Genomic DNA, 21885 nt, shown 5'->3' on the forward strand with positions numbered 1-21885 from the left:
AAATCCGACCTCTCCCCACCGGGGAGAGGTGAAACGAGGACCGGCACCCGATTCAACCAAAACCCATCCCGCTCTAGTCGATCGGACGGATCGATTTGATAGCGCACCATTTCGGAATAATAGAAACGTATCACTGATTTGCCCGACGCGTCAAGCCGGTTTTCCGACTGCCGGCGGCAACCTGCTCCTTTGCATGGGGTTGTTTTCGATATTTTGGGACGTGGACCTTCCGCCTACTCCGTCCGCCTGAGAAACGCCCCGAATGCGCGCGGTCCGTCGCCGACCTTGACCTCGCCGGTGACCTTCATCTCGGCGGCATCAATCATGGTCAGCGTGTTGCTCTCCCAGTTCGCGACCACGATGCGCCGGCCGTCTGCCGTCGCCTCGATGCCTTCGGGATAGTCGCCGACCGTGATCCGCTTCAGCGGCTGCAAGGTCTCGAGGTCGAACACGCTGACCTTGCCGTCATACTGGTCGGTGACGAAGCCGCGGCCCTGCGCCAGCGCCACCGCGTAGGGGCGCAGGCCGACGTGGACGCGGCCAAGCTCCCGGGCGGTGGCGATGTCGATCACGGAGACGTCGTTGGAGCCGACATTGGCGGTGTAGGCGCGCTTGCCGTCGACATCGATGGTGATGCCGAACGGACGGGTGCCGACCTTCACGTTCCCTCTCCGCTCATGCGTTGATGTGTCGATGATGGAGACGCTGTCGTCGTCGCGGTCGGCCGAGAGCAGCAGGCGCCCGTCCGGCGTCACGGCGAGCCCGGACGGCGAGGCGCCGACCGCGATGCTGGCGGCAACCCGCTGCTCCTTCGCGTCGATGACGCGCACCGCGGCGGCATACCAGTCGGCGACATAGATCGTCGCGCCGTCGGGTGCCACCGCGATGCCGAGCGGACCGCCGCCGACATCGACCCGGCCGACCACCTTCCGCGCGGCCGCGTCGACCACGGTGAGCGCCTTGGCATCCGGGCTGGTCACATAGGCGAAGCGGCCGTCATTGCTGACGGCGACGCCTGCGGGCTTGCCGCCGATTGCAATCGTCGCGACCGGCTTCGAGGTCGCGAGATCGACCACTGTGAGATCGTCGCTGAGCTGGTTGGTGACGAACGCCTCCTCGGCATGCGCGGCGCCGAAGCAAGCAAACAGCGCAGCCAGAACTACCGCCCGCACGCTCAGGTGCCGCTCTCGATCTTCTTCTTCAGCGCTTCGAGTCCGGCCTTGTACATCCCGCTCACCGCCTTGATCGCGGCCTCGTCGTTCAGCTCCGGCGGCGGATCGTTGTTGGGAAAGCCGCGGTAGAACGCGCCGGCCCATTCCAGCTTCGTCTTGCCCTCGGGCGCCGGCGACACCGTCAGCGTCGAGGAATAATTGGTGACCGGCAGCACCTTCACGTCGACCGCCGTGATCCGGTACGAATAGCTCATCATCTCGGGCTCGTATTTGTAGAGCTCCTCGTCGACGGTGGCGCCGGGCGCCAGCGTCAGCCGCCTTGTGGCGCCGATCTCGTTGCCCTTCTCGCCTTCGGTCTTGGTGACGCCGGCGAGCCAGCTCATGTCCTGGAAATTGCCGATCATCGCCCACACCTTGGCCTGCGGCGCGTCGATCTCGATGGACTCCCGCACCTTCTGGCGGGTCGGCCCATGGGCCCAGGCGGCCCCTAACACAGCCAATGCCGCCACCACGACGCCAGCACGCGCGATCGTACGCCTCATCCTTGTTCTCTCCCGGTTTTTCGGTCTGCGCCGTGACGGGCGCGCCGAAGCTTATGGTTCGAGATTCTAGACTAGATCGGGGATCGGCTTCTTGCACCAGAGCGAAGTTCGCGGCCGCCGGGTTCGCCGGGAGGCAAGCCGCGGATCAGCGGTCTCACTCCTCGATCGCGGCCTCGACGAACCCCTTCGGGTCGTCATAGAACTCGCGCATCAGCCGGTAGTGATCGGTCTCCCGCAGGCTTACCGGCTCGAGCCCGTATTTGGTCAGCCGCAGCAGCGTCGCGTTCGGATAGGCCATCAACACCGGCGCATGCGTCGCCATGATCACCTGGCAGTGGCCGGTGCCGTGCATCCGGTGCAGCAGCTTGAGGAATTCGATCTGGCGCGACGGCGACAGCGCGGATTCCGGCTCGTCGAAGATGAAGATGCCCTGCCGCTGGCAGCGCTCCTCGAAGAAGCGCAGAAAACCTTCGCCGTGGGAATAGGACAAGAAGTTCGGCGGTATGTCTCCGACGTCCAGCGCGGCCTCGTCGACATAGCGCGCCACCGAGAAGAAGCTCTCTGCGCGGAAGAACCAGCCGTTGGTGATCTTGGGCAGCCAGCTTGCACGCAGCGCCACCGCAAGCGAGCCGCCCATCTTCTCCACTGCACGACCATGGTCGACCGCGCGATAGCCCTTGCCGCCGCCGGCGTCGTCATAGCCGGCCATCACGGCGATACCTTCCAGCAACGTCGACTTGCCGGTGCCGTTCTCGCCGACGATGATGGTGATCGCCTTGTCGAAGCCGAGTTCAAATTCGTCGCGCAGCAGCGGCAGCACGAACGGGTAGGCCTGGCGGTTGGGAATGCGGGTCGGATCGAGCCAGATCCGCCGGAGATACGGCGCGGGCATATTGATCGGACGCTGTCGTCTTGCCACCGGCCGCCCTCGCCTCCACGCACCAGTCCGAACCATCCCAGATGCGCCGGACGGCGTCAAGAACATATCAGGAACGATACACGACGGACCGGCGCGCAACTCGACATCAATGTCCATGTGCGCAAGCGGCGGTGATCCCCCTGCCGCTGATTGCTGACTCTGCAACACACTCAGCGTCGTCCCGGCGAAGGGGGCGGCGCGAGACCTCCAGGGACGACCCGTGGAGAGGATGTGCCTACGGCTGCTCCGCCTCCTCCAGCACCTCGAGCACGAGCTCCATCGTCATCAGCACCGGATTGTCTCCGCGCACCAGACGTCCCTCGGCGATGCCGCCGAGATAGTCGACCAGCGCGACGTCGAGGCTGGCCCGCAGACGGCGATTGGCATCGGGCGCGATCTGCCCGGCGGTCACCGCAAGCTCGGTCGCGAACGGCACCACGGTGTGGCCATCGGCCAAGACCGCGCCGATGGTCGAGCCGACGCCGCCATGCAGCCGCGCGCGCAAAATGCCGTGCTGGCGGCAAAACCCTTCCAGCGTGCAGGCGAAATCCTGGTTCGGCCGCAGCCGCAGTGCGAAGGCATGGCTTGTGGCCTTCGCCCCGCGCGGTTCGGTTGCGACCGGCCCGAACAGCTTGAAATTGGTCTCGCTGTCGGGCTCGGCCAGGAACGTCGCGCCGTCGATCCCGAAAGCGCTGACCTCGAACGGCTCGGCGACGATGGTCTCATCCGGCAGCATGTGTCCGCCGTTGAAGCGGCCGTCGGCCTCGGTCCACAGGCCGTGGCAATGAAAGAACGGCGCGCCATCGCGCTCGCCAAAGGTCAGCGCCGCGAGCTTGAGCCGCGTCACGCCGTCGGGACGAAACGTGTCGCTGTAAAAGGCGGCGTTGTCGCCGTCCCTCGACAGCGCCGGCATGACATAGGCGAACGGGCCCAGCGCTCCGCCCTTGGTGCTCAACACGCCACCGGCAAAACCCTCCGCCTCAAAGCCGCGGCGCACGGCTTCGAGCAACGGAATGCCGGCCTCGAGCACGAATGAAAAGCCGCGGCCGCGCGCGGCGACCCACTGGATGCGCTCGGTTATGGGAGAGCCAGGCTGGGCGATGCTGCGCATCGCCTCACGCGCCCGTCGATTTGGCGATCACCTCGAGCAGCCCGCGCGCCTCGAGCTCGTCGCGGATCAGCCGCTTCGGCACCTTGCCGTAGCCGGACTTCGGCAGCGCTTCCCAGAAAAAGAAGCGCTTCGGCATCTTGTAGCGCGGCACCTTCGGCGCGAGATAGGCGGCAAGCTCCGCCTCCGCGACCGCGTCGGTGCCCTCCCGCGCGACACAGACGGCGACGCCGACCTCGCCCCAGAAGGGATCGGGCACGCCGAGCACCGCGACCTCGCCGACCGCGGGATGCGTCAACAGCTTCTCCTCGATCTCGCGCGGATAGATGTTGGAGCCGCCGGAGATGTACATGTCGGAGGCGCGGCCGGTGATGTAGACAAAGCCCTCCTCGTCGATGTGGCCGAGATCGCCGGTGCGGAACCAGCCGTCGCGAAACGCCTTCGCATTGGCCTCGGGATTGTCGTAATAGCCGGCGAACACGCCGGGACCGATCACGCAGATCTCGCCGGTCTCGTACGGCTTCAGCTCACGTCCGTCGTCGGCCTGGATCGAGACCTGCATGCCGGTGCGCTCGAACCCGCAGGTCCCGATCCGCGCATGCGGGCCGTCCTCGGGATCGTGCAGGCCGGGCGGCAGCACCGTGATGTTGCCGGTGACCTCGCCGAGGCCGAAATACTGCACCAGCACGCCGCCGAGCTTGTGCAGTGCCGCCTTCTGGTCCTCGCGATACATCGGCGCGCCGGCATAGATGATGTAGCGCAGCGAGGAATGGTCGTGCTGGTCGGCGGCGGGATGCTCGACCATCATCTTCAGGATGGTCGGCACCGTGAACATGTTGCTGACGCGATGCTTCGCGATCAGGCGGAACGCCTCCGCGATGTCGAACTTCTCCGACGGCAGCAGGATGGTCGGCACGCCGCGCGCGGTCTGCACCAGCTGATGCACGCCGGCGCCATGCGACAGCGGCGCCACCACCAGCGAGGCGTCCTGCTCGGTGGTGTCGGGCATCAGGTCGGCAAGATGATTGGTGATCACGAAGGCCATCTGGCCGTGGGTCAGGACCGCCGCCTTGGAGCGGCCGGTGGTGCCGGAGGTGAAGAAGAACCAGCAGGGATCGTCGTACTCGACCGCCGTGTTCTCGACCGCGGCGCCGGCGTGTTTGGCGATGACGTCACCGACGGTCGCTTCGCCGAAGGTGCCCTCCTCACCGATCCGCCAGACGAATTCGAGCGCGGGATTGGCGGCCGCCTTGGCATGCTCGGGGAAATCGGCGTGGCAGAGAAACGCCTTGGCACCGGAGGCTGCGGCGAGATAGGCGACCTCGTCCGGCATCAGGCGGAAATTGGTCGGCACCCAGACCGCGCCGAGCCGGAAGGCTGCGAACATCGACCAGAACATCTCGTCGCAGTTCTTGGAATGCACCAGGATGCGGTCGCCCTTGACGATCCCGCGCGCGGCCAGCGCCGCCGCAAGCGCCGAGACATTCTGGTCGATATGGCGCCACGACCACGCCTTCTCGTTCCAGATGAAGCCGGGGCGATCGCCATGGCGGCGGGCGTTCTGGGTCAGGATGTAGGCGAGGTTCATCACCCGGCGCGACACCCGCGCGATCCCGCCGCGCGGCGCGGCAGCAGCCGTCCCGCTCATTGCCGCCCCGCCGAAACGCACAACAGACAGGGCATTGTCAGGACAGTCATCGGGTGTTTCCTCGGTCAGAACCGGGCGTCTTCAAGCGCCGCAAAGGGTTGGTACCACCCGATTTATCGCCAAGCCGCCACCTTCGGCAAGGCCTGCCGGGCGCAGCGCCATGATACCGCGCGCGGGCGGCGGCGAGCCCATTGCTGCCGGTACGGACCGCTACTGCGGATGCTTGGCCAGTTCCTGCTCGCTCAGGTTCCAGTCCTGCCAAAGCTGCAACGCGCCGATCATGGCGACCAGCGCGCCGAGCAGGATGTGCCAGAGCTGCAGCGCCCGGTCGTCCGAATAGCCGAAGATGGCAGGCGACACGATCAGCCAGAGGCCGAGCAGAATGCTCGCCACCTCCTCCCAGCGATGCAGCGCGACATATTCGAGCTGGGCGAGACCCAGCACCAGCATGCCGACCACGAAGCTGTTGAGCACCAGATGGCTGCGTTCGACATCGACGACGTCGCTGACCTGCATCGGGAACCAGGGCGAGACCATGATCAGCACGCCAAGCGCCATGCCGAGCCAGTCCTCCCAGGTGTGGTGTGTACCAAAGAAACGATTGTCCGACATGACGAACCTCCTTGCGACAAGGGGCATACGTCAGCGGCCGGTCCCACGACTCCGTACCAAACGACCATCGGGCCGCATCAGGGGCGTATGTCTGCCATCAAGCCTAATCGAATTGCATCGCACCGCAAGGCCCGATCAGCGTGTGTGCGATGCGGCAGGAGCGACAGCTGCCGGCGTCGCGCGTCACCGCACCTCGCCGAGGCGCGCCAGCCCCGCCTTGGCGGTCTTCAGGTCGGGTTGCAGCTCGAGCGCCTTGCGGAAGTCGGCCGCCGCACCCTTCTTGTCGCCGAGCCGCAGCTTGGCCTGGCCGCGGTTGTTCCAGGAATTGACGTCGGCGGGATCGTATTGCAACGCCTTGTCGTAATCCGCGAGCCCGCCCTTGTTGTCGCCCTGGAACAGCCGGACCAGGCCGCGGTTGCGCCAGCCGCGCGCATCGGTCGGCGCAATCTTGGTCACCTCACCGTAGTCGGCGGCGGCGCGGTCGAGCTGCTCGGCGTCGCGATAGACATTGCCGCGGTTGATGTAGGCGAGCACGTTGGGCTCGAGCCTGATCTCGGTGGTGAAGTCGGCAATCGCATGTGCCGCGTCGTGCTTGCGGTAGTAGACGAAGCCGCGATTGCCGTAGGCCGTCGAGAGCTCTGGATTGTATTTGATGGCGAGGCTGAGGTCGGCCAATGCGCGGTCGAGATCGCCCTTGTTGAGCCAGGCATCGCCGCGATTGTTGTAGGCCAACGCAAAGCCCGGATCGATGCGGATCGCCTCGTCGTAGTCGGCGATTGCATGATCGAGATCCTGCCTGAAGGCGTAGACGCGGCCGCGATTGGTGTAGGCGCAGGCAAAGGCGGGATCGAGCTTGATGGCCTCGTTGAGGTCGGCGAGCGCGGCATCGAGCTCGCGCTTCTCGGTCAGACCATGGCCGCGGTTACAATAGGCTCCCGCAAGCCGCCTGCCGGTCTCGGTCTTGCCGTCGATGACCGTTGTGCAGGAGGCCACGCGGTCGCCTGGGGCCGTCGTGGCGCCGATGCAGGTCTGCCAGCTCGGATCGTCGGCGGCCGCCGCTTGCGGAGGTTTTGGCAGGGTCAGGGCGACGCCGAGCAATGCGGCGGCCAGGCAGGGTAAAATGCGCATATCGTCAATCCACAAATGCCAATTTGCGGGTTGGTCGCGGCTTTGCACCGACGGGTTCACGCGTTTAGATCAAGGCCTGTGAATCAACCAGGATTTTGCGATGGCTGCCGTCCGCGACAACAAGGCCGAGAGGCGCTTCGAGCTCGATACCGAGGGCGGCACAGCCTTTGCCAGTTACCGGCAGACGCCCTCGGCCGTCATCATCACCCATACCGAGACACCGCGCGCCCTGCGCGGCCGCGGCATCGCGTCGGAGCTGGTCAAGGGCGCGCTGGAGCTGATCCGTGCCGACGGCCACAAGGTGATCGCCGGCTGCGGCTTCGTGGTGGATTATCTCGACAAACATCCGGAATACGCGGATCTTGCCGGCTAGCGCCGGGCTCGTCAGACGATCTTGATCGACATGTCGGGCAGGCCCTCGAGCTTGCAGAGCAGCACGTCGCCCTTGACGACCGGGCCGACATTCTCCGGCGTGCCGGAATAGATGATGTCGCCGGCCTTCAGCTCGAAGGCTTCGGAGAGCTTGGCGATCTGCTCGGCGACGCTCCAGATCATGTTTTTCAAATCCGAGCTCTGCCGCACCGTGCCGTTGACCGCGAGCGAGATCGCCCCCTTCGTGAAGTGACCGGTCTTGTCAGCCGGGTGGATCGGTCCGAGCACCGCGGCGTGGTCAAAGCTCTTGCCGATCTCCCACGGCTTCTTCTCCGCCGCCATGCCGTTCTGCAAATCGCGCCGCGTCATGTCGAGCCCGAGCGCGTAGCCATAGACATGGTCGAGCGCCTTGTCGGCAGGAATGTTGGTGCCACCGGATTTCAGCGCCGCGACCAGCTCCACCTCATGGTGATAGTTCTTGGTCAGCGACGGATAGGGATGATCGGCGACCGCGCCGATCGCGACATTCTGGATCGCATCGGTCGGCTTCTGGAAGAAGAACGGCGGCTCGCGGGTCGGATCGGAGCCGCGCTCGAGCGCATGCGCCGCGTAGTTCCGACCGATGCAGTAGATGCGACGAACCTGGAAGACCTCGGTGGCGCCGACGATCGGGATCGTCACGGCCGGTACCGGAAACATCGCCTTCGGCGCGGTTTCGGCATGGACCGGCGCGGATTGTGCGGCGGCGCCGGCCAGAGCGAGGGCGCCGGTCGCGAGCATCGTCCGGCGATCGAGATCAGTCATCGGAGTTTTCATGGGAGTTCTCCTTCTTGTTCGCCGATCTATAGATGTTCGCTGTCCCATAAAAAGGGCCCGCGCTGGCGCGGGCCCTGGCCGTCTGCGGGAAGATGATCCCGTCAGTGCTTGATATCCGGGGGCAGCTTGCCGCCATTGGCCGCGAGCTTGGTCATCACCTGCTTGTGCAGCCAGATGTTCATGCTGGCGGAATCGTTGGTGTCGCCGGTGTAGCCGAGCTCCTTGGCAAGCTCCTTGCGCGCCGTCAGGCTGGAGTCGATGTCGAGCGCCTTCATCAGGTCGACGATCGAGGTCCGCCATTCGAGCTTCTCGCCCTTCGCTGCCACCGCCTTGTCGAGGATAGGGGCAACGTCAACGGACTGCGTGGGCGCAGCACCCGCAGGCACTGCAGCAGGAGACGACGATGCGCTGCCGGATCCACCGGCCGGAGCTGCGCTTGTGGCCGTTCCGCCGGCGGGCGCGGCACTGGCGCTGTGGCCGAAGATCGCGCCCATGATTTTTCCGAAAATGCTCATCGTTCGCTCCCAAGAGAGTTGAGATGTGAAGGTCACACGGCAATGCGCCGGCTGACCGCGGTCGCAGTTCAAGTCTACCGTCCCCTCCATAGCTTGCCAATGCGACATTCACTTAAGCGTGAGTGCTTTTGCCGCGGTTTGGGAGTACCCTTGCTGCACAGTTCGCGACACGGCCAGTTCCCTGCTTTGTCTTTCGCGTCTGGCTTGCTCGTGATCGCTTCGTGAGGCGGTACGTTTGTGCCCGCGTGCCGGGCGCGAAATGCGACCGTCCAGAGGGAGACAACGACCATGGCCACTCCATACCAAGGCAATGTCACATCGATGACGCAGAGCGGACAAGGTGCCGCATCTGCGCCTGTCATTCGCACCATCGGCCTGTCCGATTTGCATCATGCGCTCCGTCTCGGCTGGGAAGACTTCAAGGCTGTGCCAAGCCACGCCATCATCCTGTGTCTGATCTATCCGGTGCTCGGTCTTGTGCTTGCGCGCACCGTGCACGGCTATTCCGTGCTGCCCCTGCTGTTTCCAATGGCCGCGGGCTTCGCCCTGCTCGGCCCGTTTGCCGCCATCGGCCTCTACGAGATGAGCCGCCGCCGCGAGGATGGCGAGGAAGCATCCGCATGGGACGCCATTCAGGTATTCCGCTCGCCGTCGTTCGGCGCGATGCTCGGAGTCGGAACACTGCTGTTCGCGCTGTTCGTGACCTGGATCGCGACCGCGCAGGCGATCTACACGGCGGTGTTCGGCTATGCGATCGCGGCGGACATTCCCGATTTTGCCGAGCGCGTGCTGACCACCCGGCAAGGCTGGTGGCTGATTGTGGTCGGCTGCAGCGTCGGCTTCCTGTTCGCGCTGATCGCGCTTTGCATCAGCGTGGTCGCCTTCCCCATGATGCTGGACCGCCAGGCAAGCGCCGGCGAAGCCATGGTGACGTCGATGCGCGCCGTCGCACAGAACCCGGTGCCGATGGCGGCCTGGGGCCTGATCGTCGCGGCGCTGCTGGTGCTGGGTACGATCCCGTTCTTCCTCGGGCTTGCGGTGGTGATCCCGCTGCTCGGTCACGCCACCTGGCATCTCTACCGCGAGGTCATCGTCAAGGATCCGAATGCGCGGCCGATCATCCCCGAACCGCGCGAGCGCAAGCCCGCCGCGGACTTCCCGGCCAATCTGTTTCCATGGCGGCGCAGCGATCGCGGCTAAGCGCCGGCCGAAACTGAACGCGTAAACGTGAAAGCAACCGCCGGCCGATATATTCGGCCGGCGGTTTGTCGTTCCGGATCGTCAAATGGGTGTGAAATTGGCGTGGCATTTGCAGCGCTCGCTGAGACAAAAGGCTCAATTGCGAGCCTTGTTTTGGCCGCGGTTGCCGCGAACATACCCGCCGGGTTTGGCGACCAATCGATGACATCGCAGACTCCGGAGTAAATTGCCTATGACTTCTCGTATTCCCCTTCGCGCCCTCGCCGTTGGCGCGTGGCTATTGACCACGACCGCGTCGGCGCTGGCCGCCCAATGCGGCACGGGCACGTTCGAGTCCTGGCTCGACGATTTCAAGAAGGAGGCGGCGGCCAAAGGCATCTCGCAGAACGCGATCCAGGCCGGATTGAACGGCGTCACGCAAGACAAGGCGATCCTGGCGCGCGACCATTCGCAGCAGGTGTTCAGCCAGACGTTCGAGCAGTTCTCGGGCCGTATGGTGCCGCCCCGCCTCAACCGCGGCTCCGACATGATGAAGCGCTACGGCTCCGTGCTGTCGCGGATCGAGGAGGCCTATGGCGTGCCGGGTGAAATCCTGGTCGCGATCTGGGGGCTGGAGACCGATTTCGGCGTCAACACCGGCAAGTTTCCGACCCTGCGTTCGCTGGCGACGCTGGCCTATGATTGCCGCCGCTCCGACATGTTCAAGGCCGAACTGATGGATGGGTTGCGCATCGTCGAGCGCGGCGACCTTGCGCCGCAGGAGATGCGCGGCGCCTGGGCCGGCGAGCTCGGCCAGACTCAATTCATGCCGTCGTCCTACATCAAATTCGCGGTCGACTTCGACGGCAACGGCAAGCGCGACCTGCTGCACAATGTACCCGACGTGCTGGCATCGACGGCGAACTTCCTGAAGAGTTATGGCTGGAAGAACGGCAAAGGCTGGGAGCCCGGCAGCGAGAACTTTGCCGTGATCCAGCAGTGGAACAAGAGCGAGGTGTACGCCAAGACGATCGGCTACTTCGCAACCCAACTCGCCAAAGCGCCATAAGCTACGTCGCCACAAGGTACGTCAAAGGGCCGCTGCCCCGGGCAAGCGGCCTTGGTCGCCTTGACCAAGGAAACGTATCGCAGCGCGTGGTCAGAACGATGCGCAAGTGGTCGAGAGCGTGAGGCCAACCGACTGTTGATGAAAGCGCTGCCTGTATGCGGCGCCGATCTGCGTCAAGCGTGCCAAGGTCTCCGGCGCCTCGGCAGCGATGATGCGCACGACAAAGGACGGCTCGCGTGTGATCTGCCCCGTGTTCGGGTCGCGCCACTGGCCGAAGGCCCTGAGCACGGTCAATCCATCTGGAAAGCGCGGTGTCACCTCCCGCACAAGGAAGTCGGTCCACTGGGCGTCCGATACGCGGCCATGTCCGGCGATACGACGCCCAAAGAGCAGTTCGGCCTGCATCATCGCCTTGCCATTGATCAGCCGGCAGGAAGTTGCCGCGCCTTCGGCGAAAGTCGTGTTACTTCCCGCAACGAGGACCAGCCACACCGCGGCTTGGATCAGTGGGCGCATGAAGTTCGAGCTGTGAGCTTTGCCACTCCGGCCGGCGACATCTTGGGGGCTGCGGTCCGGTACACCATCCAGGCAAACAGTAACGTTCCGAGGAACACGGCCAGTACGCCGATGATGCCCACGGCAGGCGTGACGTCGCCGAGCGCGACTTGAGCATGCAAAAGTAGCGCTGGAATCATCTAATATCTTTCCGCGAGCAAGTCGGTTTTGCGCTAGAGGTTTAGCGGCTGGTCCGCCCGCCCGGCTTGGACAGGCGCGACAACGCCTTGGACGAAAGCGACCTGGCAGGTCGGCATTTCAATCTGTATGCGTTTCGGCCAATGGGACGTGCGGTTCCACCTCGGACTGCACCTGCCGGCAGGGGCGAACCGCGGATGGAGCATACGCTGGGTGCTTTGACACCGCAGGGTCGTTGGCTAGAAGCACTGCGTCGCGTGCGATTGTTACCGCCGGGTCGCCTTGGTGAACGAGATGCGGCAATTCGGCGACACCTGTTGAGACAACCTGAGTTTCCCCGATGACCTCGACAGCCAACGACGTTGCACTTTCCCGGTTTTCCTTGGAAGATTTTGCCGAGCAGGACCGTATGGCCGCATGGCGTGATCTGTACGGCCGGCTGGTGCTGAGGGCCGACCTCGCGCCACTGCAGGATCATTCTTTGCATGCGGACGTGACCGTGCGGATGCTGCCCGGGCTGTCCATCACGTCGGCCAGCATGTCGGCGTTTCGCTACGAGCGGGGTGCCGAACAGTTGGCGGATGGCAATGACGGGCTTGTCCTGGTGATGGGCTCGCACGACGCCATGATGGTGCAGCGTGGACGCGAGATCACGTGGAGCGCCGGCGACGCGCTGTTGGTCAGCTCGGCGGATCCGGTCGCGATGGTCTGCCCTGCCCCGGCGAAGATTCTGTGCCTTCACGTTCCGAGGCCGGCGCTGGCGCCGTTGGTGAGCAGCGTCGATTCCTCGGTGATGCAGCCCATTGCGCGCTCCACCGAAGCGCTGAAATTGCTGGTTAGCTATGTTGGGGCGCTGCAGGAGGATTATGCGCTTGCCACGCCTCAATTACGGCACCACGTGGCCTCGCACGTACACGATCTGATCGCTGTGGCGCTCGGCGCAACGAGAGATGCCGCGGCTCTTGCCCATGGGCGGGGCGTCCGCGCGGCGCGGCTGCGTGCCATCAAGGCCGATATCATCGACCATCTCAATCACGGTAATCTCACGGTTGCGGCGGTAGCGCGGCGGCACGCCGTCACCCCGCGCCAGGTGCAACGGATGTTTGAAGACGACGGGACCACGTTTTCACAATTCGTGCTCGGGCGCCGTCTCGCACGAGCGCATCGATTGCTCGTCAATCCGCGCTACGCCGATCGGCCTGTGAGCGCGGTCGCCTTTGAGGTCGGTTTCGGCGACGTGTCCTATTTCAACCGCAGCTTTCGCCGGCAATACGGCGCGCCCCCCTCGGACGTGCGTGAATCGGCGCGAAGCGGGCCGATCAACGGCACTCCATCCAGAGCACGAGAGGGACATTCGATCGCGGCGCCCGCGCGGCGCGACGGCGCCCGCCCGCCGGAATAGGTCGATTACATTGAGCGCTTGTCGCGGGCGAGACACTGCGTTTTTGGCAACCCGCAACATGGACCACCGGGGTCTTCATCTTGCGCAACTGGGCCGACCAATACGGCAGGCTCAGCTACCACACCCATCGAGGTCGGCTGCTTCGCCAAACCAGCAACCGGCCGCGTCGAGGAAGCGCTTCAAAGCTTGATCGCGAACAGTGGTTCCTGATTCATCCGGGCCGATCACGCTCCAGCCAAATCAAGGGGCCGATTGCCCCAGGCAATCGGCCCCCATCGTCATCATCAAAACTTACTTCGCCATGCTGGATTCTGCAGCCTTGCTGAGGTGTGCGCCGCATGCGCCCCACTTGTTGTTCAGCATCGCGTCCTGGGCCAGCGAGACTTCCTTCTCCGCCGCGAATTTGACCTCATTGTCGGCCATAGCTTCGACAGCGGCTTCGGTCTTGCCGAAGTTGGCGCCGCTGCAGCCGAGGCCCGTGTGATGACGATGCGCGGCCTGGGCGGGAGCAACAGCGCAAGCGACGGCAGCCACAGCGGCTGCTGCGATCAATGTCTTGATCATGAGATGTTCCATCTTCTGTTCTTGAACAGAAACCAGCGTGATTGCGGAATCTGCGGAACGATTATTCGCTGTTCACGGCACCGTTCAGAATGAACTTCGCGCGATACGAATGTGATAGGCGCTGCGTGCGGATCGCGCATGCGTTGCATAATGTTTTGATTACAAGTCGGTAAGGAAGCCGCGCCGCAATGGCTTCGCCGGGATGGTTCACACCAATCGAAGTTCACTTCCGCAAATCAGCAGCAGATTTCAAACGATATGCCGCGCGCGACGAAATCTGCGGACGGACGGGACCGAATTACCTTCAGCGTCAATGCGACTGATTGACGCCGCCCTCATCGGTCGTCAGCCCACCCCATTAAATGAATTTATATTCATAAAAACGTCAGTTGTTTGCATGCGAATCACGCATGGGACACATCGAGGTGACCCTTCCCATTCGCGGTCAATGGCGTTTGAAAAAAGGTCTTCAATTACCATATAGGCAATGTGAAAAGACACGCCGGGGATTTCATTAACCGGCTGATCTCAGGGGTGTTTTGCCGGAATACCGGGCTTTGGCGGAACATCTGTCTACGGACCCGCAGCCAAGGCGCCAAAGGGTTAATCGAAACTTACCGCCGCCATGCGTTTTGACCTTAGCTGCATCGCAACATTTGAACTACCGCACCGCACCACGTCATCTATATTCACTTCAACGATGAGGCTTTTGAAAAGCTGAATCTGAACTACTAGGAGACTACCATGTTGCTCTCGCTCATCCGCATGATCCAGGCTTTCCGGGATTATCAGCGCAATGTCAGCGAACTGTCCCAGCTCAGCGATCGCGAACTGGCCGATATCGGCCTCGACCGCTCGGACATTCCGCGCGTTGCCGCCGGTACCTACAACGGCTAATCGGCCGCAAGCCATCTGATGACGGATAACGCCCGCTTCCACAGCGGGCGTTGTCGTTTGTGGCGCGGTTTCAGATGCATATGGTCTCGAAACGCGCTAACGCTTCGCGATGACACCGCATCAATCCTCTTCCCAACCCGTGCACATCGTGGGCGCGGGGCTCGCCGGCTCGGAAGCCGCCTGGCAGGTCGCCAATTCCGGCGTCCGCGTCGTCCTGCACGAAATGCGCCCGCAGCGAATGACCGAGGCGCATCGGACCGAAGGCTGCGCCGAACTGGTCTGCTCGAACTCCTTCCGTTCCGACGATGCCGCCAACAACGCGGTCGGGCTGCTGCACGCCGAGATGCGGCGGCTGGACTCCCTCATCATGCGCTCGGCCGATGCCAACCAGGTGCCCGCCGGCGGCGCGCTGGCGGTCGACCGCGACGGCTTTTCCGCCGCCGTCACCAAGGCGCTCTACGAACACCCGCTGATCGAGATCAGCCGTGAGGAGGTCGCGGGCTTGCCACCGGCCGACTGGAGCAACGTCATCGTCGCGACCGGTCCCCTCACCTCGGCACCGCTCGCCGATGCCATCAGGCAGCTGACCGACGAGAACGCGCTGGCGTTCTTCGACGCGATCGCACCGATCGTGCACAAGGATTCCATCGACATGTCGGTGGCCTGGTTTCAGTCGCGCTACGACAAGGTCGGCCCCGGCGGCACCGGCGCCGACTACATCAACTGTCCGATGACCAAGGAGCAGTATGACGCCTTCGTCGCGGCGCTGCTCGATGGCGAGAAGGTCGACTTCAAGGATTGGGAAACCAACACGCCCTATTTCGACGGCTGCCTGCCGGTCGAGGTGATGGCCGAACGCGGTCAGGAAACGCTGCGCCACGGCCCGATGAAGCCGGTGGGATTAACCAATCCGCACAATCCAACGGTCAAGGCCTATGCGATCGTCCAGCTGCGGCAGGACAACAAGCTCGGCACGCTCTACAACATCGTCGGCTTCCAGACCAAGCTGAAGCACGGCGCGCAGCAGCGTGTGTTCCGCACCATCCCGGGCCTGGAGAACGCGGAGTTCGCCCGCCTCGGCGGCCTGCATCGCAACACCTTCCTGAATTCGCCGAAGCTGCTCGATAATCAGCTGCGCCTGCGTGCGCAGCCGCGGCTGCGCTTCGCCGGACAGATGACGGGCTGTGAGGGTTACGTCGAATCGGCCAGCGTCGGCCTGATTGCCGGCCTCTGCGCCGCCGCCGACATGCGCGGCGCCGCATTGACGCCGCCTCCAGCCACGACCGCGCTCGGCGCGCTGCTCGGCCACATCACCGGCGGCCATATCGAAACGATCGACGCCGGTTCGCGTTCGTTCCAACCGATGAACATCAATTTCGGTTTGTTCCCGCCGCTGGCCAGTCCACCGACCAAGAAGCCGGACGGTTCGCGGCTGCGCGGCAACGAGAAGACCGTCGCCAAGAAACAGGCGATCAGCGCGCGTGCGCTTGCCGATCTCGACCACTGGATCGCAGAGCACCTGCGCGTTGCGGCAGCGGCCTGACGATCATGAGCTTGCCGAAAGACGACGACGCCACCCTGTCGGCGCGATGGAGCCAGGGTGTCCTGCTCAAGCGCGACGTGTTCTCAACCGTCGAGCGCGGTCGCTTCCGCACTGAACACGGCGAAGTCGACGGCGTGCTGCGCCGGCTCGATCAGGTGCCGTTCTGGTCGTTCGCCGTGGCCCTGCATCTGTTCTCGCGCGAGCGCCGCGCGCTGACCCTGGCGCGCGACCTCGACGTCGGGCCGAAGCTGTTGTGGGCCGGCCGGCGCGCACTGGTGCGCGGCTTCATCGACGGGGCGGCGCTGCATCTGGCGAAGCCGCATGGCGACGTCGCTTATTTCCGCTCCGCCAAGCAAGCGTTGCGCAAGCTGCATCGCGCCGGCATCTGTCACAACGACCTTGCCAAGGAGCAGAACTGGCTGGTCGGCCGCGACGGCAGCGCCTATCTCACCGACTTCCAGCTCGCCGCCTGCTTCAAGACCCGAAGCCGCCTGTTCCGTATCGCGGCCTATGAGGATCTGCGGCATCTGTTGAAGCACAAGCGCAGCTACGCGCCGGAAGCGTTGACGCCGAAAGAGCGCAAGGTGCTCGCCAGGAAGTCCGCGGTCGCCAGCATCTGGCTCAAGACCGGCAAGAAGGTCTATCAGGCGATCACGCGCGGCATCTTCAATTTCACCGACCGCGAGGGCGGCGGCCGCCGGCTGGTCAACGACGCCCCGGTGCTGGTCGATCTGATCCGCAGGAATCCGGACGTGCGCGATACCGCGATCGTCGCCTTCGCCGACCGCCGCGTCGGCGTTGGTCTCTACGCCTTCGTCGAGGCCGACCAATCCGCGCTGGAAAAGACGCTGCGCAATGAGCTTGCCGCAGCCAAGGGCGTCAAACCGCCGGAGCACATCCAGATCGTGCACGCATTGCCGCGCGATGCCGCCGGCAAGCCGCGTACGGAAATCCTGCAGCTCGTCGCCATGAATCAAGTCGACCTGATCGAGCCGCTGATGCGCAGTGACGCCGATCGCGAGTTCCTCAGGGAGATCCTCGAACAACGCAAGAATCTGCGCGATCGCTTCAATTTCGAAGTCGCCGAGATGGATCGCCCAGCGCGCTAAGCCTCGATGGCGCTGAAACGCCAGCACGCTTCAGCTTCTTGTTTGAGCACGATCTCCGTGCAAACGCGTTCCGCGTTCGTCGCGAGGGAAAACCGCATCGCACTTTCCGGATCGTTCTTTAGGCGCACGCGGTTCGCGGCGCCCGGCCCTCGACAAACGCGGCGCGAAGCCCCACTCTTTGCGAGGGCTAGCGCGCTCAAGGGACAGACTTAATGCCACTCACCCGTGGCCGTATCGGGGGATATGATTCCGAACGGATGGCGTTCGGATTCACCATGATGAACGGCGAGCAAGAAATTGAATGCCAGATCAGCGACGCCGCAATGGACGAGCTGGCTGGCACGCGTGGAACCGCGAGCATGGCGCGACAGGCGCAATTCGTTGCGCTGCGCGACGCGGTCGAGCGGATCGCATCCGACATCTACGACAGCAGCCCGGTAGTCCGGGGCGCAACGATCCGGATATTCACCAAGCACATCGCGAAAGAATAGAAGCTGGCTACCATTAATCCGGCGACATAAGTTATCCCCTCACCCTGAGGTGCGAGCGGAGCGAGCCTCGAAGGGCGAACGGCCGGGCTCTATCCGGGCCGTGCATCCTTCGAGGCGCGCAAGAGCGCGCACCTCCAGCGACAGAGGCGAAACCTTTGCGCCGGGATGACGGATTGAACGGTGTACAATGGCTTTAGCTGCCGAATTCTTCCGTGCGCGCCGCCCGCCACAACGTCCAGAGCGTGCGCAGGCGTGAGACCGGCTTCGGCACGAACGGATCGTAGTCGGCCGCCTTCACCCGCTTCAGCTCGCGCCTGACACAGGCGAGCGGCAGGAAGATCGGACGCACGCCGGACGGCACATCCGCGAGCAGCCCGAAGGCGGTCTTGAGATGGCCCTGCGCCTCGTCCGCGAATTGATCGATCGCAGCGCGAATATTCGGCGTCAGCTTGCCGGCAAAGACCTCTTCCTTGCTGCTGCCGTGCTGCTGAAGCAGCTCTACCGGCAGAAACAGCTGCTGCCGCGAGGCGTCACGGCCGAGCGCCGCGATGACCTGCGCCATGCCCTGGGCGAGGCCTGCATGACGAGCCAGGTGATCGATCGCCTCCGATGGCCGTGCCACCACGCGCGTCGCCTGCGAGAACAGCGCCGAGGCCGTGGCGTCGAGATAGCCCTCGAGCGCGGCCAGCGACGGCATCGGATCGTTGTAGAGATCGAACTGGTGCTGCTCGACCAGCCGTGAGAATGGCGAGACCGGCAGGCGATGACTGCGGATCGTATGCAGCAGTTCGGCCGCGACCGGATTGCCCTCGACGCCGCCGTGCCCGGTCCCGGCCAGCATGTCGGTCCACCACTGCAGCCGCATCTCGCCGGGCAGCGGCTGGCTGACCTGCTCGTGCACGCGCGAAACCTCGATGTTGAAGGCGTAGAGCGCCAGCAACGCCCGGCGTTCCGGACCCGGCAGGAACAAGGTCGAGGCGTAGCGCACGAAGTCATGGGTCCGCACCAGATCGGCGCAGAAGGCCGCGCCGTCCTTCGGCGCCTCCGGCGCGTTCATGGCACCGCGATCAGCGCCGCCGCGACGCGGCGCCGCTCGCCCAGCATGATGTTGTAGGTGCGGATCGCGGGTCCCGTCTGCATCGGGTCGAGCACCACCCGCACCGCGCGCAAGGCCTCACGCAGACCCTTGGGCGGCACCCAGACCTCGGTGCCGCTGCCGACGATCAGCGTGTCGATCGCGTTGGCGGCCGCGAACACCTTTTGCAGCGAATATTCGTCGATCTCCTCCGGCCTGGTGACCGGCCAGGCCCAGATCGAGTCAGGCAGACACAGCAGCGAGCCGCGGTGCGACATATCGGCAAACGCGAAGCCGCCCTTGCCGTAGGCCTCGATCGGCGCCGACCTCGGAAGATGGGGAGCGTCCGAGGGGTTGCTCATGCCGGCTACTTCTTGGCTGCCGCCGCGTCCGGCTTCTTGGCCGGGGCGTCCTGCACCTCGCCCCGGGTGGTGTGAACGCCGAGATAGATCAGGATCGGCGCCGCGATGAAGATCGAGGTATAGGTGCCGACCAGCACGACGCCGAACATCATGACCGCGGTGAAGCTGTGGATCGCGTGGCCGCCGAACAGCAGCAGCGCGAGCAGCGCCAGGGTCACGGTGACGTGGGTGATGATCGAACGCGACAGCGTCGAGTTGATCGACTCGTTCAGCAGCTGCGGCATCGGCATCTTCTTGTAGCGCCGCAGCATCTCGCGGATACGGTCGTAGATGACGACGGTGTCGTTGAGCGAGTAGCCGAGAATCGTCAGCAATGCCGCGATGCTGGTGAGATCGAAATCGACCTGAGTGATCGACATGAAGCCGATCGTCAGCACGATGTCGTGGACGTTGGCGATCATGGCGCCGAGCGCAAACTGCCACTCAAACCGGAACCAGAGATAGATCAGGATGCCGACGATCGCGAGCATCAGGCCGAGCATGCCGAAGGCGAGCAGCTCGCCGGAGACGCGCGGCCCCACCACTTCGACGCGGCGGTAATCGACGGAGTCGCCGAGCGAGCGCGTATCTTGCCCACCGCATCCTGCTGGGCCTTGTCGCCGCCCGGCTGCTCGGCGACGCGGATCTGCACGTCGGCCTCGCCCGAACCGCCGAGTTGCTGCAACTGCACCTCGCCGAGGCCGAGACCATTCAACGTCGTGCGCATCGCGGCGATGTCGGCGGAGCCGGATTTAGCCCGTACTTCCAGCAGCGTGCCGCCCTTGAAGTCGATGCCGAAATTCAGGCCGTGGGTGAAGAACAACGTGATCGCGAGGATCGAGAGCAGCGCCGAGATCGGGAAGCTGATGCGGCGGAAGCGCGTGAAGTCGAAGTGCGTGTCGTCGGGCACGATACGCAGCGGCGGCAGCAGGCCGAGCGCCGCGACCACGGTCAGCACGGCAATCAGGATGCCAAGGCCAATGAGAACGGTATGAGTCACAACAGGCCTCTCAGATCGGCACGGTTTGCGGCCGCTTCCACCGCACCCACCCGGCGACGATCAGGCGCGTCATGGTGAAGGCGGTGAACACCGTGGTGATGATGCCGATGCCGAGCGTCACGGCAAAGCCGCGCACCGGTCCGGTGCCGATGTAGAACAGCACGGCGGCAGCGATGAAGGTGGTGATGTTGGAGTCGAGGATGGTCGCCAGCGCCCGCTTGAACCCGGCGTCGATCGCCGAGATCGCGTTGCGGCCGCCGCGCAATTCCTCGCGGATGCGCTCGTAGATCAGCACGTTGGAATCGACCGCGATGCCGACGGTCAGCACGATGCCGGCGATGCCGGGCAAGGTCAGCGTGGCGTTGAGCAGCGACAGCAGCCCGAAGATCATGGCGACGTTGATGGCCACGGCGATGTTGGCGAACACCCCGAACAGCCGGTAGGTGAGCAGCATGAACACGATGACCAGGATCGAGCCGACATAGGCCGCGAGCTCGCCCTTCTCGATCGAGTCCTGCCCGAGGCCGGGACCGACGGTGCGCTCCTCGACCACGGTCAAGGGCGCCGGCAGCGCGCCGGCACGCATCAGGATCGCCAGATCATTGGCGGACTGCACCGTGAAGCTGCCGGATATCTGCCCCTGTCCGCCGGTGATCGGCTCGCGGATCACGGGCGCCGAGATCACCTTGCCGTCAAGCACGATCGCAAACGGCTGGCCGACGTTATCGGCGGTCGCCTGAGCGAATTTGCGGGCACCCGACGTATTGAACTTGAAGCTGACGATCGCCTCGCCGGTGCGCTGGTCAAAACCGGGTTGAGCGTCGGAGAGTTCAGCGCCGGAAACCAGCACCTGCTTCTTCACGATGTACGGAACCGGTGGCGGCGACGCACTCACGAGCCGCTCCGAGTCCACCGGCACCGTGGCCTGATCGGGCGACGCCGTGGTGTCGACCATGCGGAATTCCATCTTCGCGGTCTTGCCGAGCAGCTCCTTCAGATGGGTCGGGTCCTGCAGGCCAGGCACCTGCACCAGGATGCGATCGGTGCCCTGACGCTGGATCAAGGGCTCGACGGTGCCGAGTTCGTTGACGCGCTTCTCGACGATCTGGATCGACTGCTCGATGGTCTTGCGCATGCGATCGAGCATGGCCGCTTGCGGTATCGTCATGCGGATCAGCCCGCCTCCGGCGTCCGCCACCTCAAGATCGCGCTGCCCGCTCGATCCGATCAGGCCGCCGATCGGCTGCGCGATCTCCCGAAGTTTGGCCAACGCCGCTGGAACATCGGCCTCCTTCGCGATCCGGGCCTCGACGCCGTCGTTGCGGATTACGATTCCCCCGGTGAAGCCGATCCGAGCATCGCGCAGCGCCTTCCGGGCATCGTCGCGGATCTGTTCGAGCTTCTCCTTCTTCACATAGTTGGAGTCGACCTCGAGCAACAGATACGAGCCGCCCTGCAAATCGAGACCGAGTACGAGGCGCCGCTGCGCCCAGGCCGGCCAGGTCTTGACCTGCGCTTCGGGGAAGAAATTGGGCACGGCGCACAGGCAGACCACCAGCGCTATCAGGATAATCCCCAGCGCTCGCCACCGCGTGAAATACAACATCGAATTGACCTGTCAGATTCGGCA

At 64.4% G+C, this 21885-nt stretch carries 22 protein-coding genes and 1 pseudogene; 8 read left to right on the top strand and 15 right to left on the bottom strand.

The genetic code is table 11. The features are described from left to right. Nucleotides 1-233: 233 nt before the first annotated feature. The 7 genes from H8A92_RS09755 to H8A92_RS09785 form a co-directional block, all read right to left on the bottom strand. Nucleotides 234-1172 (bottom strand): YVTN family beta-propeller repeat protein, encoded by a 939-nt coding sequence (locus tag H8A92_RS09755; RefSeq protein WP_229195613.1) that lies wholly within the window; start codon nucleotides 1170-1172, stop codon nucleotides 234-236. A gap of 2 nt (nucleotides 1173-1174) precedes the next feature. Continuing rightward, entirely contained in the window at nucleotides 1175-1714 is a 540-nt protein-coding gene (locus H8A92_RS09760; protein WP_229195614.1) for an SRPBCC family protein, read from the bottom strand. Nucleotides 1715-1868: 154 nt separating this feature from the next. After that, nucleotides 1869-2633: an AAA family ATPase gene (locus tag H8A92_RS09765; protein ID WP_229195615.1), complete on the bottom strand. Its 765-nt coding sequence runs from the start codon at nucleotides 2631-2633 to the stop codon at nucleotides 1869-1871. A gap of 235 nt (nucleotides 2634-2868) precedes the next feature. Then, nucleotides 2869-3744, bottom strand: coding sequence for a PCC domain-containing protein (locus H8A92_RS09770; RefSeq protein WP_229195616.1), 876 nt, complete (start codon nucleotides 3742-3744; stop codon nucleotides 2869-2871). Between the two features lie 4 nt (nucleotides 3745-3748). Next, nucleotides 3749-5389: an acyl-CoA synthetase gene (locus tag H8A92_RS09775; protein WP_229195617.1), complete on the bottom strand. Its 1641-nt coding sequence runs from the start codon at nucleotides 5387-5389 to the stop codon at nucleotides 3749-3751. A gap of 210 nt (nucleotides 5390-5599) precedes the next feature. Continuing rightward, nucleotides 5600-6001, bottom strand: coding sequence for an SPW repeat protein (locus tag H8A92_RS09780; RefSeq protein WP_229195618.1), 402 nt, complete (start codon nucleotides 5999-6001; stop codon nucleotides 5600-5602). A gap of 183 nt (nucleotides 6002-6184) precedes the next feature. Further along, nucleotides 6185-7129 (bottom strand): tetratricopeptide repeat protein, encoded by a 945-nt coding sequence (locus H8A92_RS09785; protein WP_229195619.1) that lies wholly within the window; start codon nucleotides 7127-7129, stop codon nucleotides 6185-6187. Between the two features lie 100 nt (nucleotides 7130-7229). On the opposite strand from H8A92_RS09785, the gene H8A92_RS09790 reads away from it, so the two are divergent. Then, nucleotides 7230-7502 (top strand): GNAT family N-acetyltransferase, encoded by a 273-nt coding sequence (locus tag H8A92_RS09790; RefSeq protein ID WP_229195620.1) that lies wholly within the window; start codon nucleotides 7230-7232, stop codon nucleotides 7500-7502. Nucleotides 7503-7513: 11 nt separating this feature from the next. On the opposite strand, the gene H8A92_RS09795 is transcribed toward H8A92_RS09790, so the two are convergent. Beyond that, the gene (locus H8A92_RS09795) at nucleotides 7514-8305 is read right to left on the bottom strand and encodes a fumarylacetoacetate hydrolase family protein (protein ID WP_229195676.1); all 792 of its coding nucleotides are present in this window, start codon (nucleotides 8303-8305) and stop codon (nucleotides 7514-7516) included. A gap of 113 nt (nucleotides 8306-8418) precedes the next feature. Next, complete coding sequence (locus H8A92_RS09800; RefSeq protein ID WP_229195621.1) at nucleotides 8419-8832, bottom strand: DUF3597 domain-containing protein; 414 nt, start codon at nucleotides 8830-8832, stop codon at nucleotides 8419-8421. A 288-nt stretch (nucleotides 8833-9120) separates the two neighbouring features. Here H8A92_RS09800 and H8A92_RS09805 point away from each other — a divergent pair, with 288 nt between their 5' ends. Next, nucleotides 9121-10032, top strand: coding sequence for a DUF2189 domain-containing protein (locus H8A92_RS09805; protein ID WP_229195622.1), 912 nt, complete (start codon nucleotides 9121-9123; stop codon nucleotides 10030-10032). Nucleotides 10033-10264: 232 nt separating this feature from the next. Then, nucleotides 10265-11080, top strand: coding sequence for a lytic murein transglycosylase (locus H8A92_RS09810; RefSeq protein WP_229195623.1), 816 nt, complete (start codon nucleotides 10265-10267; stop codon nucleotides 11078-11080). A gap of 90 nt (nucleotides 11081-11170) precedes the next feature. Here the strand turns inward: H8A92_RS09810 and H8A92_RS09815 are convergent, their stop codons facing one another. Continuing rightward, nucleotides 11171-11596 (bottom strand): DUF3574 domain-containing protein, encoded by a 426-nt coding sequence (locus tag H8A92_RS09815; protein WP_229195624.1) that lies wholly within the window; start codon nucleotides 11594-11596, stop codon nucleotides 11171-11173. A 517-nt stretch (nucleotides 11597-12113) separates the two neighbouring features. On the opposite strand from H8A92_RS09815, the gene H8A92_RS09820 reads away from it, so the two are divergent. Further along, the gene (locus H8A92_RS09820) at nucleotides 12114-13175 is read left to right on the top strand and encodes an AraC family transcriptional regulator (RefSeq protein ID WP_229195625.1); all 1062 of its coding nucleotides are present in this window, start codon (nucleotides 12114-12116) and stop codon (nucleotides 13173-13175) included. A 291-nt stretch (nucleotides 13176-13466) separates the two neighbouring features. Here H8A92_RS09820 and H8A92_RS09825 read toward each other — a convergent pair whose 3' ends face one another. Then, on the bottom strand, nucleotides 13467-13751 hold the full coding sequence (locus H8A92_RS09825) for a hypothetical protein (RefSeq protein ID WP_229195626.1): 285 nt from the start codon (nucleotides 13749-13751) through the stop codon (nucleotides 13467-13469). A 732-nt stretch (nucleotides 13752-14483) separates the two neighbouring features. On the opposite strand from H8A92_RS09825, the gene H8A92_RS09830 reads away from it, so the two are divergent. The 4 genes from H8A92_RS09830 to H8A92_RS09845 all read left to right on the top strand — a co-directional run bounded on the left by H8A92_RS09830 (nucleotide 14484) and on the right by H8A92_RS09845 (nucleotide 17779). Beyond that, entirely contained in the window at nucleotides 14484-14636 is a 153-nt protein-coding gene (locus tag H8A92_RS09830; protein ID WP_016846063.1) for a DUF1127 domain-containing protein, read from the top strand. Nucleotides 14637-14745: 109 nt separating this feature from the next. After that, nucleotides 14746-16179: a methylenetetrahydrofolate--tRNA-(uracil(54)-C(5))-methyltransferase (FADH(2)-oxidizing) TrmFO gene (gene trmFO / locus H8A92_RS09835; protein WP_229195627.1), complete on the top strand. Its 1434-nt coding sequence runs from the start codon at nucleotides 14746-14748 to the stop codon at nucleotides 16177-16179. Between the two features lie 5 nt (nucleotides 16180-16184). Then, nucleotides 16185-17288 carry a serine/threonine protein kinase gene (locus H8A92_RS09840; protein ID WP_229195628.1) on the top strand — a complete coding sequence of 368 codons (1104 nt, stop codon included), beginning with the start codon at nucleotides 16185-16187 and terminating at the stop codon, nucleotides 17286-17288. A 212-nt stretch (nucleotides 17289-17500) separates the two neighbouring features. Continuing rightward, nucleotides 17501-17779 (top strand): DUF1488 family protein, encoded by a 279-nt coding sequence (locus H8A92_RS09845; RefSeq protein WP_274613317.1) that lies wholly within the window; start codon nucleotides 17501-17503, stop codon nucleotides 17777-17779. Nucleotides 17780-17972: 193 nt separating this feature from the next. Here H8A92_RS09845 and H8A92_RS09850 read toward each other — a convergent pair whose 3' ends face one another. The 4 genes and pseudogenes from H8A92_RS09850 to secD all read right to left on the bottom strand — a co-directional run bounded on the left by H8A92_RS09850 (nucleotide 17973) and on the right by secD (nucleotide 21861). Continuing rightward, nucleotides 17973-18836, bottom strand: a complete 864-nt coding sequence (locus H8A92_RS09850) for a phytoene/squalene synthase family protein (protein WP_229195630.1) — start codon at nucleotides 18834-18836, stop codon at nucleotides 17973-17975. Then, on the bottom strand, nucleotides 18833-19216 hold the full coding sequence (locus tag H8A92_RS09855; RefSeq protein WP_229195631.1) for an Mth938-like domain-containing protein: 384 nt from the start codon (nucleotides 19214-19216) through the stop codon (nucleotides 18833-18835). The genes H8A92_RS09850 and H8A92_RS09855 overlap by 4 nt, the downstream gene beginning before the upstream one ends. A gap of 5 nt (nucleotides 19217-19221) precedes the next feature. Next, nucleotides 19222-20255: pseudogene (gene secF / locus H8A92_RS09860) on the bottom strand (protein translocase subunit SecF). A 10-nt stretch (nucleotides 20256-20265) separates the two neighbouring features. Further along, entirely contained in the window at nucleotides 20266-21861 is a 1596-nt protein-coding gene (gene secD / locus H8A92_RS09865; RefSeq protein WP_163158280.1) for a protein translocase subunit SecD, read from the bottom strand. Nucleotides 21862-21885 lie beyond the last annotated feature (24 nt).

The organism is Bradyrhizobium acaciae, from assembly GCF_020889785.1.
GTDB lineage: Bacteria > Pseudomonadota > Alphaproteobacteria > Rhizobiales > Xanthobacteraceae > Bradyrhizobium > Bradyrhizobium acaciae.

Bases quoted from the DNA above. Each gene is read 5' to 3' on its own strand.
- secD (WP_163158280.1), bottom strand. From the start codon at position 21,861: ATGTTGTATTTCACGCGGTGGCGAGCGCTGGGGATTATCCTGATAGCG.
- H8A92_RS09825 (WP_229195626.1), bottom strand. From the start codon at position 13,751: ATGGAACATCTCATGATCAAGACATTGATCGCAGCAGCCGCTGTGGCT.
- H8A92_RS09845 (WP_274613317.1), top strand. From the start codon at position 17,501: ATGCCACTCACCCGTGGCCGTATCGGGGGATATGATTCCGAACGGATG.
- H8A92_RS09800 (WP_229195621.1), bottom strand. From the start codon at position 8,832: ATGAGCATTTTCGGAAAAATCATGGGCGCGATCTTCGGCCACAGCGCC.
- H8A92_RS09760 (WP_229195614.1), bottom strand. From the start codon at position 1,714: ATGAGGCGTACGATCGCGCGTGCTGGCGTCGTGGTGGCGGCATTGGCT.
- H8A92_RS09855 (WP_229195631.1), bottom strand. From the start codon at position 19,216: ATGAGCAACCCCTCGGACGCTCCCCATCTTCCGAGGTCGGCGCCGATC.
- H8A92_RS09775 (WP_229195617.1), bottom strand. From the start codon at position 5,389: ATGAGCGGGACGGCTGCTGCCGCGCCGCGCGGCGGGATCGCGCGGGTG.
- H8A92_RS09820 (WP_229195625.1), top strand. From the start codon at position 12,114: ATGACCTCGACAGCCAACGACGTTGCACTTTCCCGGTTTTCCTTGGAA.
- H8A92_RS09785 (WP_229195619.1), bottom strand. From the start codon at position 7,129: ATGCGCATTTTACCCTGCCTGGCCGCCGCATTGCTCGGCGTCGCCCTG.
- H8A92_RS09810 (WP_229195623.1), top strand. From the start codon at position 10,265: ATGACTTCTCGTATTCCCCTTCGCGCCCTCGCCGTTGGCGCGTGGCTA.
- H8A92_RS09815 (WP_229195624.1), bottom strand. From the start codon at position 11,596: ATGCGCCCACTGATCCAAGCCGCGGTGTGGCTGGTCCTCGTTGCGGGA.
- trmFO (WP_229195627.1), top strand. From the start codon at position 14,746: ATGACACCGCATCAATCCTCTTCCCAACCCGTGCACATCGTGGGCGCG.
- H8A92_RS09790 (WP_229195620.1), top strand. From the start codon at position 7,230: ATGGCTGCCGTCCGCGACAACAAGGCCGAGAGGCGCTTCGAGCTCGAT.
- H8A92_RS09795 (WP_229195676.1), bottom strand. From the start codon at position 8,305: ATGACTGATCTCGATCGCCGGACGATGCTCGCGACCGGCGCCCTCGCT.
- H8A92_RS09770 (WP_229195616.1), bottom strand. From the start codon at position 3,744: ATGCGCAGCATCGCCCAGCCTGGCTCTCCCATAACCGAGCGCATCCAG.
- H8A92_RS09850 (WP_229195630.1), bottom strand. From the start codon at position 18,836: ATGAACGCGCCGGAGGCGCCGAAGGACGGCGCGGCCTTCTGCGCCGAT.
- H8A92_RS09805 (WP_229195622.1), top strand. From the start codon at position 9,121: ATGGCCACTCCATACCAAGGCAATGTCACATCGATGACGCAGAGCGGA.
- H8A92_RS09830 (WP_016846063.1), top strand. From the start codon at position 14,484: ATGTTGCTCTCGCTCATCCGCATGATCCAGGCTTTCCGGGATTATCAG.
- H8A92_RS09780 (WP_229195618.1), bottom strand. From the start codon at position 6,001: ATGTCGGACAATCGTTTCTTTGGTACACACCACACCTGGGAGGACTGG.
- H8A92_RS09840 (WP_229195628.1), top strand. From the start codon at position 16,185: ATGAGCTTGCCGAAAGACGACGACGCCACCCTGTCGGCGCGATGGAGC.